Origin of the sequence: Chryseomicrobium imtechense (assembly GCF_041475995.1) — a bacterium.
Lineage (GTDB): Bacteria > Bacillota > Bacilli > Bacillales_A > Planococcaceae > Chryseomicrobium > Chryseomicrobium aureum.
The window spans coordinates 44162-61490 of the sequence record NZ_JBGOBM010000007.1 but is presented as its reverse complement, the minus strand read 5'-3'; the positions used below and the strand labels follow the sequence as shown (position 1 = coordinate 61490).

General features: G+C 42.5%; 18 protein-coding genes and 1 riboswitch. Of the genes, 14 read left to right on the top strand and 4 right to left on the bottom strand.

All coding sequences use genetic code 11. From position 1 onward, the window contains the following. Positions 1-159 precede the first annotated feature (159 nt). From AB5N96_RS08635 to AB5N96_RS08605, 7 genes are all read left to right on the top strand, one after another. The gene (locus AB5N96_RS08635) at positions 160-1227 is read left to right on the top strand and encodes a DmpA family aminopeptidase (protein ID WP_499705306.1); all 1068 of its coding nucleotides are present in this window, start codon (positions 160-162) and stop codon (positions 1225-1227) included. Positions 1228-1258: 31 nt separating this feature from the next. Then, complete coding sequence (locus AB5N96_RS08630; RefSeq protein ID WP_499705270.1) at positions 1259-2173, top strand: DoxX-like family protein; 915 nt, start codon at positions 1259-1261, stop codon at positions 2171-2173. Next, entirely contained in the window at positions 2170-2781 is a 612-nt protein-coding gene (locus AB5N96_RS08625) for a DUF4166 domain-containing protein (protein WP_499705269.1), read from the top strand. Before AB5N96_RS08630 ends, AB5N96_RS08625 begins: the two co-directional genes overlap by 4 nt. Continuing rightward, a complete protein-coding gene (locus AB5N96_RS08620; protein WP_499705268.1) occupies positions 2750-4315 on the top strand; it encodes a YndJ family protein in 1566 nt (521 codons plus the stop codon). Before AB5N96_RS08625 ends, AB5N96_RS08620 begins: the two co-directional genes overlap by 32 nt. Next, positions 4305-4934, top strand: coding sequence for a DUF3885 domain-containing protein (locus tag AB5N96_RS08615; RefSeq protein ID WP_499705267.1), 630 nt, complete (start codon positions 4305-4307; stop codon positions 4932-4934). The genes AB5N96_RS08620 and AB5N96_RS08615 overlap by 11 nt, the downstream gene beginning before the upstream one ends. Before the next feature lie 81 nt (positions 4935-5015). Beyond that, positions 5016-5168 (top strand): alcohol dehydrogenase, encoded by a 153-nt coding sequence (locus AB5N96_RS08610; RefSeq protein ID WP_204591951.1) that lies wholly within the window; start codon positions 5016-5018, stop codon positions 5166-5168. Positions 5169-5343: 175 nt separating this feature from the next. Continuing rightward, positions 5344-6672, top strand: coding sequence for a PQQ-dependent sugar dehydrogenase (locus AB5N96_RS08605; protein WP_204591949.1), 1329 nt, complete (start codon positions 5344-5346; stop codon positions 6670-6672). A gap of 56 nt (positions 6673-6728) precedes the next feature. Here the strand turns inward: AB5N96_RS08605 and AB5N96_RS08600 are convergent, their stop codons facing one another. Beyond that, complete coding sequence (locus AB5N96_RS08600; protein ID WP_499705266.1) at positions 6729-7943, bottom strand: NAD(P)/FAD-dependent oxidoreductase; 1215 nt, start codon at positions 7941-7943, stop codon at positions 6729-6731. 90 nt (positions 7944-8033) lie between these two features. Between AB5N96_RS08600 and AB5N96_RS08595 the strand changes: the two genes are divergently transcribed. Further along, complete coding sequence (locus AB5N96_RS08595; protein WP_499705265.1) at positions 8034-8900, top strand: 5'-3' exonuclease; 867 nt, start codon at positions 8034-8036, stop codon at positions 8898-8900. Here the strand turns inward: AB5N96_RS08595 and AB5N96_RS08590 are convergent. The 3 genes from AB5N96_RS08590 to AB5N96_RS08580 are packed head-to-tail and all read right to left on the bottom strand — an operon-like array spanning position 8892 to position 10232. Beyond that, positions 8892-9398: a C39 family peptidase gene (locus AB5N96_RS08590; protein ID WP_499705264.1), complete on the bottom strand. Its 507-nt coding sequence runs from the start codon at positions 9396-9398 to the stop codon at positions 8892-8894. The genes AB5N96_RS08595 and AB5N96_RS08590 overlap by 9 nt on opposite strands. Positions 9399-9446: 48 nt before the next feature. Continuing rightward, complete coding sequence (locus tag AB5N96_RS08585) at positions 9447-9902, bottom strand: STAS domain-containing protein (RefSeq protein ID WP_499705263.1); 456 nt, start codon at positions 9900-9902, stop codon at positions 9447-9449. Positions 9903-9911: 9 nt separating this feature from the next. After that, positions 9912-10232, bottom strand: coding sequence for a thioredoxin family protein (locus tag AB5N96_RS08580; RefSeq protein WP_499705262.1), 321 nt, complete (start codon positions 10230-10232; stop codon positions 9912-9914). A 185-nt stretch (positions 10233-10417) separates the two neighbouring features. Here AB5N96_RS08580 and AB5N96_RS08575 point away from each other — a divergent pair, with 185 nt between their 5' ends. The 6 genes from AB5N96_RS08575 to AB5N96_RS08550 all read left to right on the top strand — a co-directional run bounded on the left by AB5N96_RS08575 (position 10418) and on the right by AB5N96_RS08550 (position 17070). Beyond that, on the top strand, positions 10418-12802 hold the full coding sequence (locus AB5N96_RS08575; RefSeq protein ID WP_499705261.1) for a 3-hydroxyacyl-CoA dehydrogenase/enoyl-CoA hydratase family protein: 2385 nt from the start codon (positions 10418-10420) through the stop codon (positions 12800-12802). A 26-nt stretch (positions 12803-12828) separates the two neighbouring features. After that, on the top strand, positions 12829-14001 hold the full coding sequence (locus tag AB5N96_RS08570; protein ID WP_499705260.1) for an acetyl-CoA C-acetyltransferase: 1173 nt from the start codon (positions 12829-12831) through the stop codon (positions 13999-14001). Positions 14002-14016: 15 nt separating this feature from the next. Beyond that, positions 14017-15789 (top strand): acyl-CoA dehydrogenase FadE, encoded by a 1773-nt coding sequence (locus AB5N96_RS08565; RefSeq protein WP_499705259.1) that lies wholly within the window; start codon positions 14017-14019, stop codon positions 15787-15789. Positions 15790-15881: 92 nt separating this feature from the next. Next, positions 15882-16241, top strand: coding sequence for an arsenate reductase family protein (locus AB5N96_RS08560; protein ID WP_499705258.1), 360 nt, complete (start codon positions 15882-15884; stop codon positions 16239-16241). Between the two features lie 70 nt (positions 16242-16311). Then, entirely contained in the window at positions 16312-16689 is a 378-nt protein-coding gene (gcvH, locus tag AB5N96_RS08555; RefSeq protein ID WP_204591931.1) for a glycine cleavage system protein GcvH, read from the top strand. 87 nt (positions 16690-16776) lie between these two features. Next, complete coding sequence (locus tag AB5N96_RS08550) at positions 16777-17070, top strand: thioredoxin family protein (protein WP_499705257.1); 294 nt, start codon at positions 16777-16779, stop codon at positions 17068-17070. Positions 17071-17166: 96 nt separating this feature from the next. Further along, positions 17167-17271, top strand: a riboswitch (SAM riboswitch). Positions 17272-17329: the final 58 nt, after the last annotated feature.

Below are 17329 nucleotides of genomic sequence, written 5' to 3'. Positions count from 1 at the left end.
GTTCAAATCTCACCATCTCAAGTTTTCAGTAGGCCTGTTGTTAGGCTGTGATAAATGGTTTATAAAAAAGAAGGACATCTAGCAAGAGGCTACCTCTTGTTAGCTGTCTTTTTTTCATATACGCTACTTACTAAAGAATGGTATAGAAAGGAAGATAAAATGCTACCTCAAAAACGAATCAGAGATTATGGCGTAATAATTGGCCAACTGGAGACAGGCCCACTAAATAAAATAACCGATGTAACAGGCGTTTCGGTCGGGCACGTGACACTCAGTGACAAAAATGTACAAACTGGTGTAACGGCAATCATTCCTCACCAAGAAAATATCTTTGAAAATAAATTAATAGCTTCAAGTCATGTGATTAATGGTTTCGGGAAAACAATGGGCACCATTCAACTTACAGAATTGGGCACGTTAGAGACGCCTATTTTGCTCACGAACACATTAAGTATTGGAGTAGCTGCAGATACACTCATAGACTACATGCTAGAAAGAAATCCGGAGATTGGAAAGACTACCGGCACAGTAAATCCTGTCATCGGTGAATGCAATGATATGTTTTTAAATGACATACGAGCCAAATCAGTGAAACCGGAACATGTTCGTCAAGCACTTGAAAATGCATCTTCTGAATTTGAAGAGGGGACGGTTGGTGCGGGAACTGGAATGCTCTGTTATTCGTTAAAGGGAGGGATAGGATCTGCTTCCCGTATAATGAACATGAGTCATGGAACGTACACGATGGGCGTCTTAGTCTTATCAAACTTTGGAATATTATCTGACTTACTGATAAAAGGCAAGGCTGTTGGACAGGAACTGAAAGCAGCAATAGAAGATTCGTATAAAGAAGAAGACAAAGGTTCCATTATGATTATCGTGGCCACTGACCTACCTGTTTCCGAAAGACAACTAAATCGGATGATCAAAAGATCGGTGACCGGACTTTCACGTACAGGTTCAATCATCACGCATGGAAGCGGAGAAATAGTTATAGGGTTTTCCACAGCAACAAAAATTCCACATTACCAACCCGAAAAACTAATGGCTGTCCCGCAAGTCCATGAAGAGGATTTGGACTTGGCATTCAGAGCTATTGGTGAAGCCACAGAAGAAGCGGTTTTAAATTCGTTAGTAACTGCAGAAGCGGTAGTTGGGCGAAACGGAAATCATAGACCAGCGTTTAAAGATTTAATTCAGAATTACGGAATATCTCTTACTCCCTAAAATCAACTATCCAAGAAACGATGTGAACCCCATGCCAGCAAAACCAATCTACGTCGAGATTGAAATTCAAGAAGATATAGAAAAAGTCTGGGAATATAGTCAAGATCCGAAGTTGCACGAGCAATGGGATTTGCGTTTTACATCCATTACATACAACGACAAGCTACCGAATGAAGACGTGCAGACCTTTACCTATTCGACAAAAGTGATGCCTGGACTTGAAGTGATAGGGTGGGGTAAGAGCAAAGGAACACATGAAAAAGCGAGTGGGGAGAAAACGTCGGCTCTTCACTTTGGTACTGAGCAAATGATTTCTCCGATTGCTGAGGGGAAAGGCTACTGGAAGTACATTCCGCACGAAAACGGGACGACTTTTTTAACACAGTACGATTATCAGGTGCGGTTCGGGAAACTTGGAAAGCTGTTTGATCGAGTGTTTCGACCACTCATGGGCTGGGGAACTGCCTTAAGCTTCGATGTCTTGAAGCGCTGGATTGAAGTAGGGGAAAGCCCCAAAACACAGTACCGGCGATTTTTTGCGTTTTATGCGATCTGTTTTCTGTTTGCGTTCGTTTGGTTCTATCAAGGACTCGTTCCGAAAGTTTTACTGCAGCATCCTCTTGAAATTGATATGCTGATGGCTTTGTCCCCATTGACAATGAACCAAGCAACGACCGCCATTGTTTGGGTCGGACTAGCGGAAATTCTGCTCGCGTGTTTTTGGCTTGTTCCAAAGTTTCAAAAGCGACTACTTCAACTTCAAGTAGTACTATTTCCGTTTCTAACTCTTAGCGCCATCCTAGCAGAACCATCTGTAGCCACCGCGCCCTTCAATGTCATCACTTTAAACGGGGCTCTGTGGATTGTCTCAATAATTGGCTTGCTTTTAACAGCACAATTGCCATCTGCGAAAAGTTGTAAACGAAAGAGAGGCGAAGGCGTTTGACGATTTATTCGACTCTACTCGGTGACGACTTTCAAAAGCTGCATCCGAAACTACAGCATCGCTATGCACTTCCTTTATACCAGACGTTTTCTGCAGAAGGAGTGATGCGGGAAATTCAAAGTGGCAGACTACTGCTGTCTCCGTTTTACCGGTTTGCTGCAACCCTTAACTTTTTATTTCCGGAGAGCGGGAAAGACATTCCTTTTACTATCACCAACAAAAGCTTTCTCAATGAACGTGGAGAAGTCGAGATCAGCTGGGAAAGAACGTTCTTCTTCCCACAAACGACACGCAAGTTTAACGCCAAAATGACCGTAGACCTTGAAAATAAAGTTGTCAAAGACTACCTTGGGGATATCTCACTCTTTTATTCTGACCTTCTGTTTCGAGTCACAGAAGACGGTTCTCTTCTAATCACGTCTGGGAAACAAAAGCTCGTGTTCGGGAAAAAAGAAATGCCCATTCCTCAACGATTTGAAGGACGAGTGACCGTACTAGAAGGGTACGATGATGTGCGAGACGTGTACACCATTCATGTATCGATTTATAACAGCTTGGTAGGAAGGATCATGATGTATGCTGGTGAATTTACAGAAAGCGCTCATTAATCCTCTAGTAGTAGTCGGAGGAAGTTTACTTCTCGTTGGTTTGTTGTTTAGTGATCAAGCGGGATATCTCTATTATTTGACGGTGGCCCAATTAGTTTTCGTTCCGGCATTCGTGCAACTGGTCGTGACTCTCACTAAACTAGACAAGGTTCTACTCGTTATTGGAATGGTAGCCGTAACGGTTCTGCTGTTTGATCCTGGTACAACTGTCAGTTTGATTTGTGCGCTACTTTATTTGGTAGGTACTTTGAGAATTGCCTGGAAAGGGATCGACCGATTTTTGAAACGAGGGTTCACCAACACAGCGGAACTGATGATCGATGCTGGACTTGTTTACCTCGCAATCGGAGGCATGTGGTTCCTTGCCTATATAGCAGGATTTGATACAGGGTTTAGTGCTATCACCAATTGGCTCACCGCCATTCATTTTCATTACTCTGCTTTTCTACTAAGCATTTCCGTTGGGTTACTAGGACGCATCCAAATGACGAGGCTATATAAAATTAGTGCGCTTGTAATTGCGACGGGTCCGATGACGGTGGCGATCGGAATTACGTTTTCACACATCATTGAGATTATTTCTGTCTCGCTTTATGTGGCTGCGATTTATGCTTTGACGTACTATACATTTCTCTTGAAGTTTCCATCTCTGCAGGCACTTTTGGTACGCCTGCCATTTTTGACGCTCTGCATCACCATTTTAGGTTCATTCTTATACGCATATGGCAATGTGACTGGCACAGCGATTGTGACGATTCCAGACATGTTGGCGTTTCACGGATTATTAAATTGTTTCGTGTTTGGTTCATTTACCGTACTTGGGTGGGCAATGCACGTTCCACAATCGAAGCAGAAGCCATTCGATTTTCCAGTGAGTAAGGTTCGTGGGAAGCTCGGAGAAGTCGGAGCGGCTCATCCAGGGCTAGTCGATCAACTAGATGAGTATGTAGATGTACGAAGTTTACCGACTAGTATTCGCGACTTTTATGAACGAACAGAAGATTTTCAATTACTTGCGTCTGTAAAATGGGCGACATGGTTCAAGCCACTCGCGTTTCTTTATCAATTTGTGAGTAGAAGGGTGGGCCAGCTGAATCTCCCATTTTCTTCGTCACAACTAGAAATGACTGGTGAAATTCGACTGGTGGATGAATCAATTGACGGGAGAATAAAGCCGCGAGTGTGGAAACGAACGATTGGCAGTGAGACAGTTTTTGTCGCAATCTATTCAAAACATCAATCAAACGGTGACACATATATGAATATCGCTTTGCCTTTGCCGCTGTCGTCCATGCACGGAATTTTGAAGTTGTCCGTTCTCGATGAAAAGCTGCATTTAACAAGCAAAGGGGAAGGGGACGCGGGAACGTATTTAGCGATTGGCAACTATGTTTTTCGACTTCCTCTCCATGAGCATTTTGTTATAGAAGAAACAAACGGATATTTAACGGCAACGCATGATATGACCTTGTTCGGAATTCACTTTTTGCATATTGATTATGAGATGAGGGAGGTATACAAATATGCTAAATGACTACTTGGATACAAACTTTTCTAGCTTAGAACTTAAAGTTCCGCTGTTTTACAACTGGCCTGTAGGAATTCGTTTTGAATTGGGCGATCCAGAAGAAGATGACGATAAGATGTATATGAATCGTGTATACTCACGCGCAATCTCTTTAATGAAAAGTCTTCACTCAAATCATGATGAATTACTGGTTTTGGTGAATGCCCATTATGCTGGAGTACCATTAAGAAGAAGAGTCCCAAGGGTATTTAATCACTACATAAAGTCGAAAGCTGTTTTAAGCAAACTTCAATCTCAAACAATTCCATATGTATATGCTGAAGAATTTGATGTTTTCGAAGAAAACCTTACTACAAATCGCTTTTATCTTGAGTGCACTCTAAACGATATAAAGTTTGTGAATCTACTAAAAGCTATTGGTAATCATTATTTAGGAATTAAGCCAAATACATTTCATGATGTATTCTTTATCAATCAAACTAATGACACAATTTTTCACATTTATGATTCTAGAGGCTGTGATGTAATCGCTAAGAACAAAGAGGCGCTCCTACATATATACGAAACTTATAATGATTGGATATTAGATTACGATAGAGACAAGATTGACTCTGTATTTCGATAATCATCCTGTACTTTTCAAGCAAGAGATGGTTTACTAGAACGATACAGTAATTTCTTTTTAAGATAAAAGTAGGTGACCAAAATGGGAAAATATCAATTAGATGAGAAAAGCAAAGCACTGGCAGCGAAATATCAAGATGGTAAGAAGCCAGCTGTTTCGAATAAAAAAGAGAAGCTTGATCAAATTCGCGAAGCTTATTTAAAGAAAAAACAAGAGAAACAAGAGAATAAATAATAAAATCCTTTAGCCAGCTCACTCATGAGTTGGCTTTTTCTTAGTTTAGATATAAGCAGATAATTATTTTTAAAGGGAAATTATGATATCTTTAATTCGAGGGAGTTTTATAGCTTGATTTAGGGTATACAACTCTTAGGAAGACAAACTATTTTAGAATAAGGGAGGCACTACAATGAAGAAAGTTTCGTGGTCAAGATTCATGTTCTTCGCAATGCTGCTCTTGTTACTAACCTTAGCAGCATGTAGCAACAACGAGACATCAGATGAACAATCCATGGATGACTCTAACACTACGACAGAAGAGACAAATGAAGAATCAACAGAAGCGGATGCAGATGGAGGTACTGAAGTTGGTACGGATGATTCAGCAGAAACTGAACCAAAAGTTACGGACTTTGAACCAGCATTTCCAGAACAAACACGAGCACCTGCAGTAACGACTGAAACAGAACTTAATGTGGAAGTTATTGCGGAAGGACTTGACGTATCATGGGGGATGGAAGAGTTTGAACCAAACCGTATCCTGATGACACAAAGAGATACGGCAGAACTTCTAATTGTTAACCTTGAAGATGGGGCTGTTTCTGATCCAATTGAAGGTACGCCAGAAGTAAACAATGAAGGTCAAGGTGGATTACTGGATGTAACCGTAGCACCTGATTTTGCCGAATCACGACTAGTATTTTTAACATTCTCTCAAGATATTGAAGGCGGAACTGTCACTGCTGTCGGGAAAGGTGTTTTATCAGAAGATGAAACTGCACTCGAAGGTTTTGAAGTGATTTTCCAAGCGACACCAGCCTATGAAGGTGACTTGCACTATGGTGGCCGCATTATCTTTGATGAAGCTGGCAACTTGTTCTTAACAACGGGTGAGCGTTCAGATGATCCAATTCGCGAGCGCGCACAAGATTTAGATGCGTATTTAGGGAAAGTCATTCATATTACACAAGATGGAGAACCGGTAGACACGAATCCATTTATTGAAGATGAAAATGCACTTCCTGGCATCTACAGCTATGGACACCGTAATATTCAAGGGATAGACTTCAATCCGCAAACAGGCGACTTATGGATTGTTGAATTCGGTCCACAAGCTGGAGATGAACTAAACATTATTGAGCCAGCGAATAACTATGGATGGCCAACCGTTTCATACGGTATCGAGTATTCGGGTGAATTAGTCAATGATGGTATTTCAGAACACGAAGCGCAAGGCTTTGTAGAGCCCGTCTATTACTGGGATCCAACAAGTGCGCCAAGTGGAATGTCCTTCTATGATAATGACGCCATTCCTGAATGGGAGAACAACTTGTTCATCGGTGGCTTAGCATCGAGCTATATTGCACGTGTTGTAATTGAAAATGACATTGTTGTTGGAGAAGAACGTCTATTGTCTGAAGAAGTGCAACGATTCCGTGATATTCTCGTAACACAGGATGGCGCGCTGATTGCAATCACAGATGGTGGATTGATTTATAAAGTGTCTGCAGCTAACTAACTATAAAAGGAAATCGAGTTGTGATCGATTTCCTTTTTTGTTATTTATTTATTTATTTATTTCACACCGTACTTCCGATCAAGCTGCACAATCTCCGCATCCCGATTCGGCACACCGTCCACTAAATCTACAAGCATGGAAGAACCGAGCATACTATAGACAGTCCCGTTACCGCCGTACCCTAGCAAATAATAATGATTTGCTTTTGTCGGATGCTCACCGATAAACGGTAGATTATCGATGGACTCACCAAAACTTGCAGCGTAACACGCATTGATTTCAAACTGTTGATTCGGAAAATGCTCACGGAGTGCATCCAGCAACCGCTGCCCACGTTCTGCAATCAATTCATCAGAGAGTGGCGCTTCCGGCTTATCTTCATCCAAGCCGCCAACGACTACTGCATTTTCTTCCGTCAACCGCATGTATAAATAAGGACGTTTCGTCTCCCAAATCAACGCACGCTCATGCCATTCGGAAATATCCTCGACCGGTTTTGTGGCCATCGCATACGATCTGTTGATATCCGCACCAATTCGTTTACCAACTGGTACTGTTTCATACCCTGTTGTGTAGACGATTTTTTTTGCATGGAATGTCCCATTCGATGTTCGGACTTCCAAATGGTCCACTTGCTCGAAGACGTCCTCTACTTCTGTATAAGGGAATAGATGGCCGCCTCCTTTTTCAACTTCACCAAGAACACCTTGTACAAACTTTAGCGGATTTACTTCCGCATCTTGATACGTGATCAATGCAGCGGGTTTCGAGAACGGCAGATTTGCCTCCACAGTAGATTGATCCCAATAGTCACAAGGGAAGTCGTGTGCTTTTAGTGTTTCATATTCCTTTTGAAGCTTGGCTACATCTTCTTCAACACTCGCGTAACAAATACTTGGACGACGAATGAAATCCGCACTTACGGGTAAGAGAGTTGCCACCTCATCAAGTTGATCCATTGCCTCCAAGCACATCTCGTAAAATCGTACAGCATCTGGCTCACCGATTTGTTCAATCAGCTCATGGAGCATGATGTCATTGGAATATTGAAGCAATCCCGTATTTGCACTCGTGCTTCCCGAACCAAATTGACGTTTATCTAAAACTGCTACCGATTTACCGGCTTTCATAAATTGAAAGGCAGTCAACGAGCCAGACATTCCGCCACCGACAATTACGATGTCATAGCTGTCCAATCGTTCATGGACGTCTTGCGGCTCGAAAGGATTTGTAGTTTGTGGCCAGTAAAGTGATCCATTATGTATGTTCATTAGTCGTGTCTCCTTTTATAGGTTGATAGACCCACTATACCCATGTCGTATCTTCCGTTAAACTAAGGGTATACATAAAGGAGGAATTCCATGCACCAGCCACATATTTTAGTAGTCGACGGAATGGCGTTATTATTTCGATCATTTTTTGCGACCGCTATGTCGAATCAGTTTTTCTACAATGAACAAGGTCTTCCAACGAATGCAGTGCAGGGTTTTGCCCGTCACGTCATGACAGCGCGGTCCATATTTAATCCTTCACACGTAGTCATAACATGGGATAAAGGGATGCACACATTCCGTAATGAATTGTTTGAAGGCTATAAAATCAATCGTCCAGCACCCCCACAGGAAATGATTCCACAGTTTGATATGGCGCAAGAGCTATCGAAACAACTGGGTTGGGTTAACCTTGGTGTCGTCGGTATGGAAGCAGATGATACGATTGCATCCGTGACGAAAAAGTGGGAAGGAGAAGGGAAGTTTACTATCGTTTCTGGAGACAAAGACCTTCTTCAACTTCTAACTCCGGATGTTTCGATTGAATTCACGAAAAAAGGGTTCTCGATTTATGACTCGTATCATTTAGAACGATTCCGCGAAGAGTTTGGTATCGAGCCACATCAGTTTCCAGATGTGAAAGCATTTATGGGCGATAGCAGTGATGGGTATCCTGGTGTGAAAGGCATTGGACCAAAGACGGCACTTCAACTCATTCAAGCCTATGGAAGTGTGGACGGTGTACTCGCGGCGAAAGAGGAATTAAAACCGGGACAACGAAAAAAGATTGAAGAAGCAGGGGAGCTTCTAGCAATCTCTAAGCAGTTGGCAGTTATTCGAAATGATGTACCGATCGAGGTGGAACTGAATGATTTGTATTGGGAAGCAGCTCCTCAAACGGCAAAAGAGTTTTGTGAGAGCAATGGCTACAAGCAAGTCTTGCGTCAGCTACTGTAAAGGCGCAATTTTTACAAACGTCACGATTTTATGATTCGGACCGTATGGTATGCGACGGAGTTTACTTTCACGTCCGCGGCCTCCATTATCATGAACAAGTAAAAACAGTTCGCCATCATTTACAACAAAACCGGTCATCGGTACCCAGTGATAGGAGAAAGATGTTTCTGAACGAAATTGAAATGAAAAATATTTATCAAACTTGACGGCTACTGGCCGTCCTTTTTTTATTTCATTTAGCGCTTCTTGCAATGTGCATTTTTCTGCGCGCCAATCAGAAGGCAATAACTTGTTCAGAAATTTTACGAAGCGAAATGTAAATAATCCGATGCGGGTTCCACGAAGTGACTGATACAGTTCATCGACGGAATAGGCAGGAAGGCCAGCATGTTTCAACAGTAAATGCGCTGTCACAGGGCCACAAGCAGAGGAGCGAAGTTCGGGTGCGACAGAATCATCGTATTGGGACATCCCCGAAAAAGGAAGTACTGTTTTCATCAAATCCCTCCATAAGAAAAGCGCACCACAAGGGTACGCTGTAGTTACTTATAATTTTCCTTTTCCTTCATTTAATAAACCTTGCAGTGCAATGCGGAACGATTGATACGTCTCAATCTCAACATGCACGCCGGCGCGGACAATTTCTTGGATCAACTTTGGATTGAAACCAACATAAATTGGGCGCATCCCCATAAGTTTTAAAGAGCTATTTAAATTGGAAATTGCGAGGGCAAGTTCATTAAAGTCAAAGCTAGAAACATCATCTGTGGATACACCTGTGTAATCAAAAACCACATTTTCGACTTCTCGATGCTCTGCTATATAGGTAAGAACTTCCGTTTCAATATTGTTGAAGCGTTCTCTATAGATATAGCCTGCTACTGGAACCAAAATGGTTTTTGATACAATAGAAGGAATGATAGGAGACGACATGTTATAGACAATCGATTTATAGTACTCCAACTGTTCTTTCAGTTCAAGAATCTCTTGTTCAGTAGTCATTGTGATCTCCTATTCGTTTACAGACTCTAAAAAATCAGTTACTTGTTGTGGCGATTTCGCATTCGCACTATGAAGATGAGCTGTCTTTACGCCATCTTTAAAAATTAATAAGCTTGGAATTCCCATGACTTCATATTTCTCTGCAATTTCAGGCAGCTCGTCACGATTTACGTCATACCACGTATACTGATTGTATTCCTCTACAATTGGATCAATGAACATGTCCATACGACGGCAATCCGGGCACCAACCTGCTTGGAATTTTACAAGTACCTCTTTTCCGGAATGAATCACTTCATTGAATTGTTCTACTGTTTTAATTGGTTCCATATTCGACACCCTTTCTTCTAGTACCTCTAGTTTACATGAAACCCCAGAAAAGAGAAATCGAAAGCAACCACAATAGTATTGCGAAAATTTAAAATATGTTCTACACTAGAAACAAGGACAACGGTTCTATTTTTTTTACCGCTAAAATGAATGAGTATTCATTCAAAATAGAAGGAGGCATCTTTGTGTCATATCAAATTAAAAAAGCAGCTGTCATCGGATCGGGAGTTATGGGTTCTGGTATTGCGGCGCACCTTGCAAATAGTGGCATTCCGACATACTTGCTAGACATCGTACCAAACGACGTATCTGAAGCAGATGCGAAAAAAGGATGGACGATAGATACACCAGCATTCAGAAACTCCGTTGCAACGGGAGCTCTTGAAAAGTTACTCAAACAAAAACCGGCACCACTGACATCAAAACGCAACTTACAATTGATTACACCTGGAAATCTAGAGGACGATCTTGAGAAATTAAAAGACGTAGACTGGATCATCGAAGTAATCGTCGAAAACTTAGAAGTGAAACAAAACTTGTTCGCGCGTATCGATGAAGTATTGACACCAGGAACGATAGTAACGTCTAATACTTCCGGTATCAGTATTGAAGATATGACGACAGGACGTAGTGAGCAGTTTGCAAGCCACTTCCTTGGTACGCACTTCTTCAACCCACCACGTTATTTGAAATTACTTGAAGTGATTCCTGCTTCGACAACAAAGCCTGAAGTGATTGAGTTCATGAAATCGTTCGGAGAAGACGTGTTAGGCAAAGGCGTTGTTCTTGCAAAAGACACACCAAACTTTATTGCGAACCGCATCGGAACATACGGTTTACTTGTCACGCTTCGTGAAATGTTGAACCGTGGCTACTCGGTAGGAGAAGTGGATTCTGTTACAGGACCTGCAATTGGACGTCCGAAATCAGCGACCTTCCGCACACTTGACGTGGTTGGACTGGATACATTCCTACACGTTGCGAAAAATGTCTACGACAAGTCGACAGGTGAAGAACAAGAAGTATTCAACCCACCAGCTTTCATGAAGCAAATGGTTGAAAACAAATGGTTGGGGGCGAAAACTGGCCAAGGTTTCTTCGTAAAGAAAGATAAAGAAATTTTTGAGTTGAATCCAGAAACGATGGATTATGAGCCAGTGAAAAAATTGAAAACGCCTTCACTAGAAATGGCGAAACAAGAAAAAGGCCTAGCGAACAAAGTAAAAACTCTAGTGTATGCAAAAGACCGTACAGGAGAACTTCTTTGGAGCATTTTCAATCCAGTACTTCGCTACTCGGCTGAGCTACACGGTGAGATTGCCGATGACATCGTCGCGATTGACCGAGCGATGAAATGGGGCTTCGGCTGGCAGCAAGGACCGTTTGAAACGTGGGATGCAATCGGCGTTGAAAAGTCTGTTGCGAAAATGAAAGAAGAAGGGCACGAGATTCCTGCATTTGTGCAAGCTTTACTCGATCAAGGCCACAGTTCCTTCTATAAAGAAGAAGAGGGCGAACTTCACTTCTTCACAGGAACAGGGTTTGAAAAAGTGCCAACAAATGAAAAGGCAATTGATTTAAAAGCGTATAAAAAGAAACATGGCGTCATCAAGAAAAATAGCGGTGCGAGCTTAATTGACCTTGGAGACGGCGTTGCACTTCTTGAATTCCACTCCCAGTCGAACTCGATTGGTCCTGACATTCTTCAGATGATCAATTTTGCTGTAGACGAAGTTGAAGAGAATTTCAAAGGCCTTGTGATTGGCAACCAAGGGAAAAACTTCTGTGTAGGGGCAAACCTTGGGATGATCTTAATGGAAGCGCAAGACGACAATATCTTTGAACTCGATTACATCGTCCGCATGTTCCAGCAAGCCATGTTGAAAATTAAATACTCGTCGAAACCGGTTGTCGCTGCACCATTTGGCATGACGCTAGGTGGAGGCGCAGAAGTTTGTCTTCCAACTGCCCATATCCAAGCATCAACTGAAACATACATGGGTCTAGTAGAAGCTGGTGTTGGCCTAATTCCTGGTGGCGGCGGAAACAAAGAGCTTTATATGAAACATTTGAGTTCACTTCCAAACAATGTGAAAGTCGATTATGTAGAAGTTGCCACAACAGTCTTTGAGACAATCGCAATGGCGAAAGTTTCGACTTCTGGTGAAGAAGCGCGCGAGAACAACTTCTTAAATCAAGCGGATGGCGTGAGTGTCAACCCTGACCACTTGTTATATGACGCGAAACAAGCAGCTCTTCATTTATACGAAGCAGGCTACAAAGCTCCGATTCGTGAAAAAGTGGCGGTTTCGGGTGCACCAGGCTATGCAACGATGCTCGTAGGGGCGGAAGGCATGCGCCTATCTGGTTTTATTAGTGAGCATGACATGAAGATTGCGAAGAAACTTGCGTATGTACTTGCAGGTGGAGAAGTACCGTACGGAACACTTGTTGACGAAGAATACTTATTGAACTTAGAGCGCGAAGCTTTCTTGAGCTTGGTCGCTGAACCTAAATCACAAATGCGTATGCAACATATGCTTGTGAAAGGAAAACCACTACGTAACTAACCGAAGTCTAAAGGAGGAAACAACCAATGCGTGAAGCAGTATTAGTAGCAGGAGCCCGCACCCCAATCGGGAAAGCAAAAAAAGGCTCCTTGGCAGCAGTGCGTCCTGACGATTTCGGAGCACTCGTAGTCAAAGAAACATTACAACGAGCAGGATACGAAGGCCCAATCGATGATTTGATCATGGGGTGTGCGATGCCAGAAGCTGAGCAAGGAATGAACGTAGCGCGTAATATTGGAGCACTTGCAGGACTTCCAGATACAACACCAGCCATCACAATCAACCGATTCTGTTCATCAGGTCTGCAATCGATTGCCTATGCATCTGAACGTATCATGATCGGCCATGCTGAAGCGATTATCGCAGGTGGTGTCGAGTCGATGAGTATGATCCCGATGACTGGGAACACACTTCGATTGAACCCGACACTTGCAGAAACAGCGCCTCAGTACTATATGGGAATGGGACATACTGCTGAGCAAGTAGCAGTGAAATATGGCATCAGCCGTGAAGACCAAGATGCATTTGCAGTAGAGTCACACAAACGTGCAGCGGCAGCAATTGCAGCAGGCAAATTTAAAGATGAGATCGTTCCAGTAGAAGTGACACATCACTTTGTCGATTACAAAAACAAGCAACAGACGAAAACACGCCTATTCGAAATGGATGAGGGTGTCCGCGTAGGCACAACTGTTGAATCACTTGCAAAACTACGTCCAGCATTCAACGTGCGCGGTACAGTCACTGCAGGGAACGCTTCTCAAACGTCTGACGGTGCAGGTGCACTTCTTGTAATGGACCGTGAAGTAGCAGAAGCGCAAGGCTTGAAGCCACTTGCAAAATTCCGTTCATTCGCAACTGCAGGTGTTGCTCCAGAAGTTATGGGAATCGGGCCAGTTGAAGCCATTCCAAAAGCGTTAAAGCTTGCAGGTCTTTCAATTTCAGATATCGATGTGTGGGAATTGAACGAAGCATTTGCTTCTCAGTCTCTACAAATCATTCGCGAATTAAACCTGGATGTGACGAAGGTCAACGTCAACGGTGGAGCAATTGCACTCGGTCACCCACTAGGTGCGACAGGTGCAGTCTTAACATTAAAAATGATTCATGAATTAAAACGTCAACAGAAGCAGTTCGGTGTTGTCACCATGTGTATCGGTGGCGGAATGGGTGCAGCAGGCGTATTCGAATTACTATAAAAGGAGGACATTATTATGTCACAAGCAGTAAAAGGTGGAGCGTTTTTAACAGAAGATTTAACAGCAGATCGCGTGTTTACACCAGAGGATTTTTCGGATGAGCAAAAGATGATTGCCAAAACTACAGAGGATTACGTGAGAAACTCTGTCCTTCCAGTTGTTGAAAACTTGGAGCACCATGAGTTTGAGCACTCTGTTCGTTTATTAAAAGAAGCAGGAGAATTAGGTCTTCTTGCAGCAGATATCCCTGAAGAGTACGATGGCCTTGGTCTAGATAAAGTCTCATCTGCCTTGATTGCAGAAAAAATGTCAGTTGCGGGTGGTTTTTCAATCACACACGGAGCGCACGTAGGTATCGGTTCTCTTCCAATCGTATTGTTCGGAAACGAAGAGCAAAAGAAAAAGTATCTTCCATTCTCAGCAACAGCTGAAAAAATCTTTGCATACGCGCTTACTGAGCCAGGTTCAGGTTCTGATGCTCTTGGTGCAAAAACTTCGGCTAAACTAAATGCAGCGGGAACGCACTACGTTTTGAATGGTGAAAAGCAGTGGATCACTAACGCAGGCTTTGCCGATGTTTTCATTGTTTACGCGAAAATTGATGGTGAGCAATTCACAGCGTTTATCGTTGAAAAAGACTTCCCAGGCGTATCAGTAGGAGCAGAAGAGAAGAAAATGGGAATCAAGTCATCATCTACACGTACGTTGATTCTTGAAGATGCAGAAGTACCAGTTGAGAACTTACTAGGTGAAGTCGGCCGCGGTCACATCATCGCATTCAACATCTTAAACATTGGGCGTTACAAATTAGGAGTAGGTACTGTCGGTGGAGCGAAACGTGCACTTGAATTAGCTATCAGCTACTCAAACCAACGTCAACAGTTCAAGACACCACTTTCTTCCTTCAACTTAACGAAGCAAAAGCTTGCAACAATGGCATCAAAACTATACGCAACAGAAAGCTTGATCTACCGTACAGTAGGCTACTTCGAAGAGCGTATGAACGAGCTATCTGAAGAAGCACAAAAAGACGGAAAAGAAATCGCAGCAGCAATCGCTGAGTATGCGATCGAATGCTCAATCAACAAAGTCGTAGGTTCTGAAGTGCTTGATTACATCGCAGACGAAGCGGTTCAGTTACATGGCGGATATGGCTTCATGCAAGAGTATGAAGTAGAGCGCATCTACCGCGATTCTCGTATCAACCGTATCTTCGAAGGAACAAATGAAATCAACCGTATGATCGTTCCAGGTACATTCTTGAAGAAAGCAATGAAGGGTGAACTTCCACTTCTTCAACAAGCTATGAAACTTCAAGAAGAGCTTCTCATGATGATGCCAGAAGAAGTAGGCGACGAGCCACTAGCAAAAGAAAAAGTGCTTGTGAAGAACGCGAAAAAGATTGGTTTGTTAGCAGCAGGTCTTGCAGCACAACGCTACGGCGCAAAATTAGATGCTGAGCAAGAAGTGCTTGTAAATATCGCAAACATCGCGAACAACTTATTTGCTATGGAATCAGCAGTTCTTCGTACAGAAAAAGCATTGAACAAAGTAGGCGCTGAAAAAGCGGCTCAAAAACTTCTGTACACAGAGATCTATTGCCAAGAAGCTTTCGAAGAAATCGAAAAGTATGCAAAAGATACATTACTTGCAGCAGTTGACGGTGACAATCAGCGTATGATGTTGTCAGCACTTCGTAAATTAACGCGTAACACACCGTACAACTTAGTGACGAAAAAACGTGAAGCTTCTGTTAAGCTGATCGACGCTGAGAAGTATGTAGTTTAATACGAATTTTCCCTGCATTTCCTGCAGGGATTTTTCTATTTGCCCAAAGGTCGGTATACTACTAGTAGATCGACTCTAGAGGAGGAACTTGTATGGCAATTGAAATGTATGGTTACCCAATTTGTACTACATGCAAAAAAGCAGAAAAATTCTTGAAAGATCACAACGTAGAATTTACGTACCATCATATTGTGGAAAATCCACCAAGCCGTGAATTATTAAAATCAATGGCAGAGGAAAATGGAATTGAACTGAAACGTTTATTTAATGCAACAGGACAAAAATATCGTGAAATGGGTCTGAAAAACCGACTACCAAGAATGACAGATGATGCAAAACTAGATCTTTTAGTTTCTGACGGTATGCTAATCAAACGTCCATTTACAACAGATGGCACGAAAGCTACAATTGGTTTCCGAGAAGAGGAATTTAAGAACGTTTGGACAAAATAACCGCTTGTCGAAATGCATGAATTGTGTCACTATTAAAGAGAAAATTGCAGATGTCGAGAGGAGATTAATGATGAGTATTCCTAAAGAACTTCGTTATTCTAAAGACCATGAGTGGGTAAAGCATGAAGAAGGCACAGCAACAATCGGTATTACAGATTTCGCACAATCCGAGCTAGGGGACATCGTATTCGTTGAGCTACCAGCGGTTGGAGATGAAATTAAAGCGGGTGACGCATTCGGAAGCGTTGAGTCTGTAAAGACGGTTTCTGAATTGTATGCACCGATTAGCGGGAAAGTCGTTGAAGTAAACGAGTCTTTGGAAGATAGCCCAGAGTTCGTAAACGAATCTCCTTATGAAAATGCATGGATGATCAAAGTAGAGCCTTCGGATTCTGCGGAGTCCGATGCATTGATGACTGCAGACCAGTACGAAGAATTAATCAGCTAATCCTAAGTCCGCCGAAATTGGCGGGCTTTTTTCTTGAAAACAAACGGCGGGTTTGATACTTTAAGCAAAGTAAAGGTGGAGACCCAAATGAACGAAATCACATACAGCGACTGGAAACAAACCGACCAGTCCATACTCTATATCTACACACCCATGTGCGGCACCTGCCAAGTAGCATCCAAAATGCTCACAGTCTGTGAACAACTGATTGACGAACCCGTTCCGCAACTTAATGCGAACTACTCACCAGAACTCATGGAAGAATTTCAAGTGGAAAGTGTTCCATGTTTGTTGATTAAAAAAGGACCGAATGCTTTCGAAAAAGTCTATGCATTTCAATCTGTGCCTTATCTACTAGAGAAACTCAAAACTGCTCAATAAAAAATAATGAAAATTTGTGATGAAAAATAGTTGACTGTCAAAAATGGCTATGATACTATTCGATTACTGACAACAATACTAATTGAATATGCGTCGCTCTTATAAAGAGAGGTGGAGGGAAGTGCCCTATGAAGCCCGGCAACCGTCACGAAAGTGAAATGGTGCCAAGTCACGCAAAGCTAGCGCTTTGGAGGATGAGAGAATGGATATCTGTTGATAAAACGATGACCCTTTCTGTCTTTGCGCAGAAAGGGTCTTT

What these genes read in the sequence shown, in the direction of transcription:
- AB5N96_RS08550 (WP_499705257.1), top strand. Translation starts at nt 16,777, where the DNA reads ATGAACGAAATCACATACAGCGACTGGAAACAAACCGACCAGTCCATA.
- gcvH (WP_204591931.1), top strand. Translation starts at nt 16,312, where the DNA reads ATGAGTATTCCTAAAGAACTTCGTTATTCTAAAGACCATGAGTGGGTA.
- AB5N96_RS08595 (WP_499705265.1), top strand. Translation starts at nt 8,034, where the DNA reads ATGCACCAGCCACATATTTTAGTAGTCGACGGAATGGCGTTATTATTT.
- AB5N96_RS08560 (WP_499705258.1), top strand. Translation starts at nt 15,882, where the DNA reads ATGGCAATTGAAATGTATGGTTACCCAATTTGTACTACATGCAAAAAA.
- AB5N96_RS08590 (WP_499705264.1), bottom strand. Translation starts at nt 9,398, where the DNA reads ATGAAAACAGTACTTCCTTTTTCGGGGATGTCCCAATACGATGATTCT.
- AB5N96_RS08630 (WP_499705270.1), top strand. Translation starts at nt 1,259, where the DNA reads ATGCCAGCAAAACCAATCTACGTCGAGATTGAAATTCAAGAAGATATA.
- AB5N96_RS08570 (WP_499705260.1), top strand. Translation starts at nt 12,829, where the DNA reads ATGCGTGAAGCAGTATTAGTAGCAGGAGCCCGCACCCCAATCGGGAAA.
- AB5N96_RS08585 (WP_499705263.1), bottom strand. Translation starts at nt 9,902, where the DNA reads ATGACTACTGAACAAGAGATTCTTGAACTGAAAGAACAGTTGGAGTAC.
- AB5N96_RS08635 (WP_499705306.1), top strand. Translation starts at nt 160, where the DNA reads ATGCTACCTCAAAAACGAATCAGAGATTATGGCGTAATAATTGGCCAA.
- AB5N96_RS08565 (WP_499705259.1), top strand. Translation starts at nt 14,017, where the DNA reads ATGTCACAAGCAGTAAAAGGTGGAGCGTTTTTAACAGAAGATTTAACA.
- AB5N96_RS08605 (WP_204591949.1), top strand. Translation starts at nt 5,344, where the DNA reads ATGAAGAAAGTTTCGTGGTCAAGATTCATGTTCTTCGCAATGCTGCTC.
- AB5N96_RS08580 (WP_499705262.1), bottom strand. Translation starts at nt 10,232, where the DNA reads ATGGAACCAATTAAAACAGTAGAACAATTCAATGAAGTGATTCATTCC.
- AB5N96_RS08620 (WP_499705268.1), top strand. Translation starts at nt 2,750, where the DNA reads ATGCTGGTGAATTTACAGAAAGCGCTCATTAATCCTCTAGTAGTAGTC.
- AB5N96_RS08600 (WP_499705266.1), bottom strand. Translation starts at nt 7,943, where the DNA reads ATGAACATACATAATGGATCACTTTACTGGCCACAAACTACAAATCCT.
- AB5N96_RS08615 (WP_499705267.1), top strand. Translation starts at nt 4,305, where the DNA reads ATGCTAAATGACTACTTGGATACAAACTTTTCTAGCTTAGAACTTAAA.
- AB5N96_RS08610 (WP_204591951.1), top strand. Translation starts at nt 5,016, where the DNA reads ATGGGAAAATATCAATTAGATGAGAAAAGCAAAGCACTGGCAGCGAAA.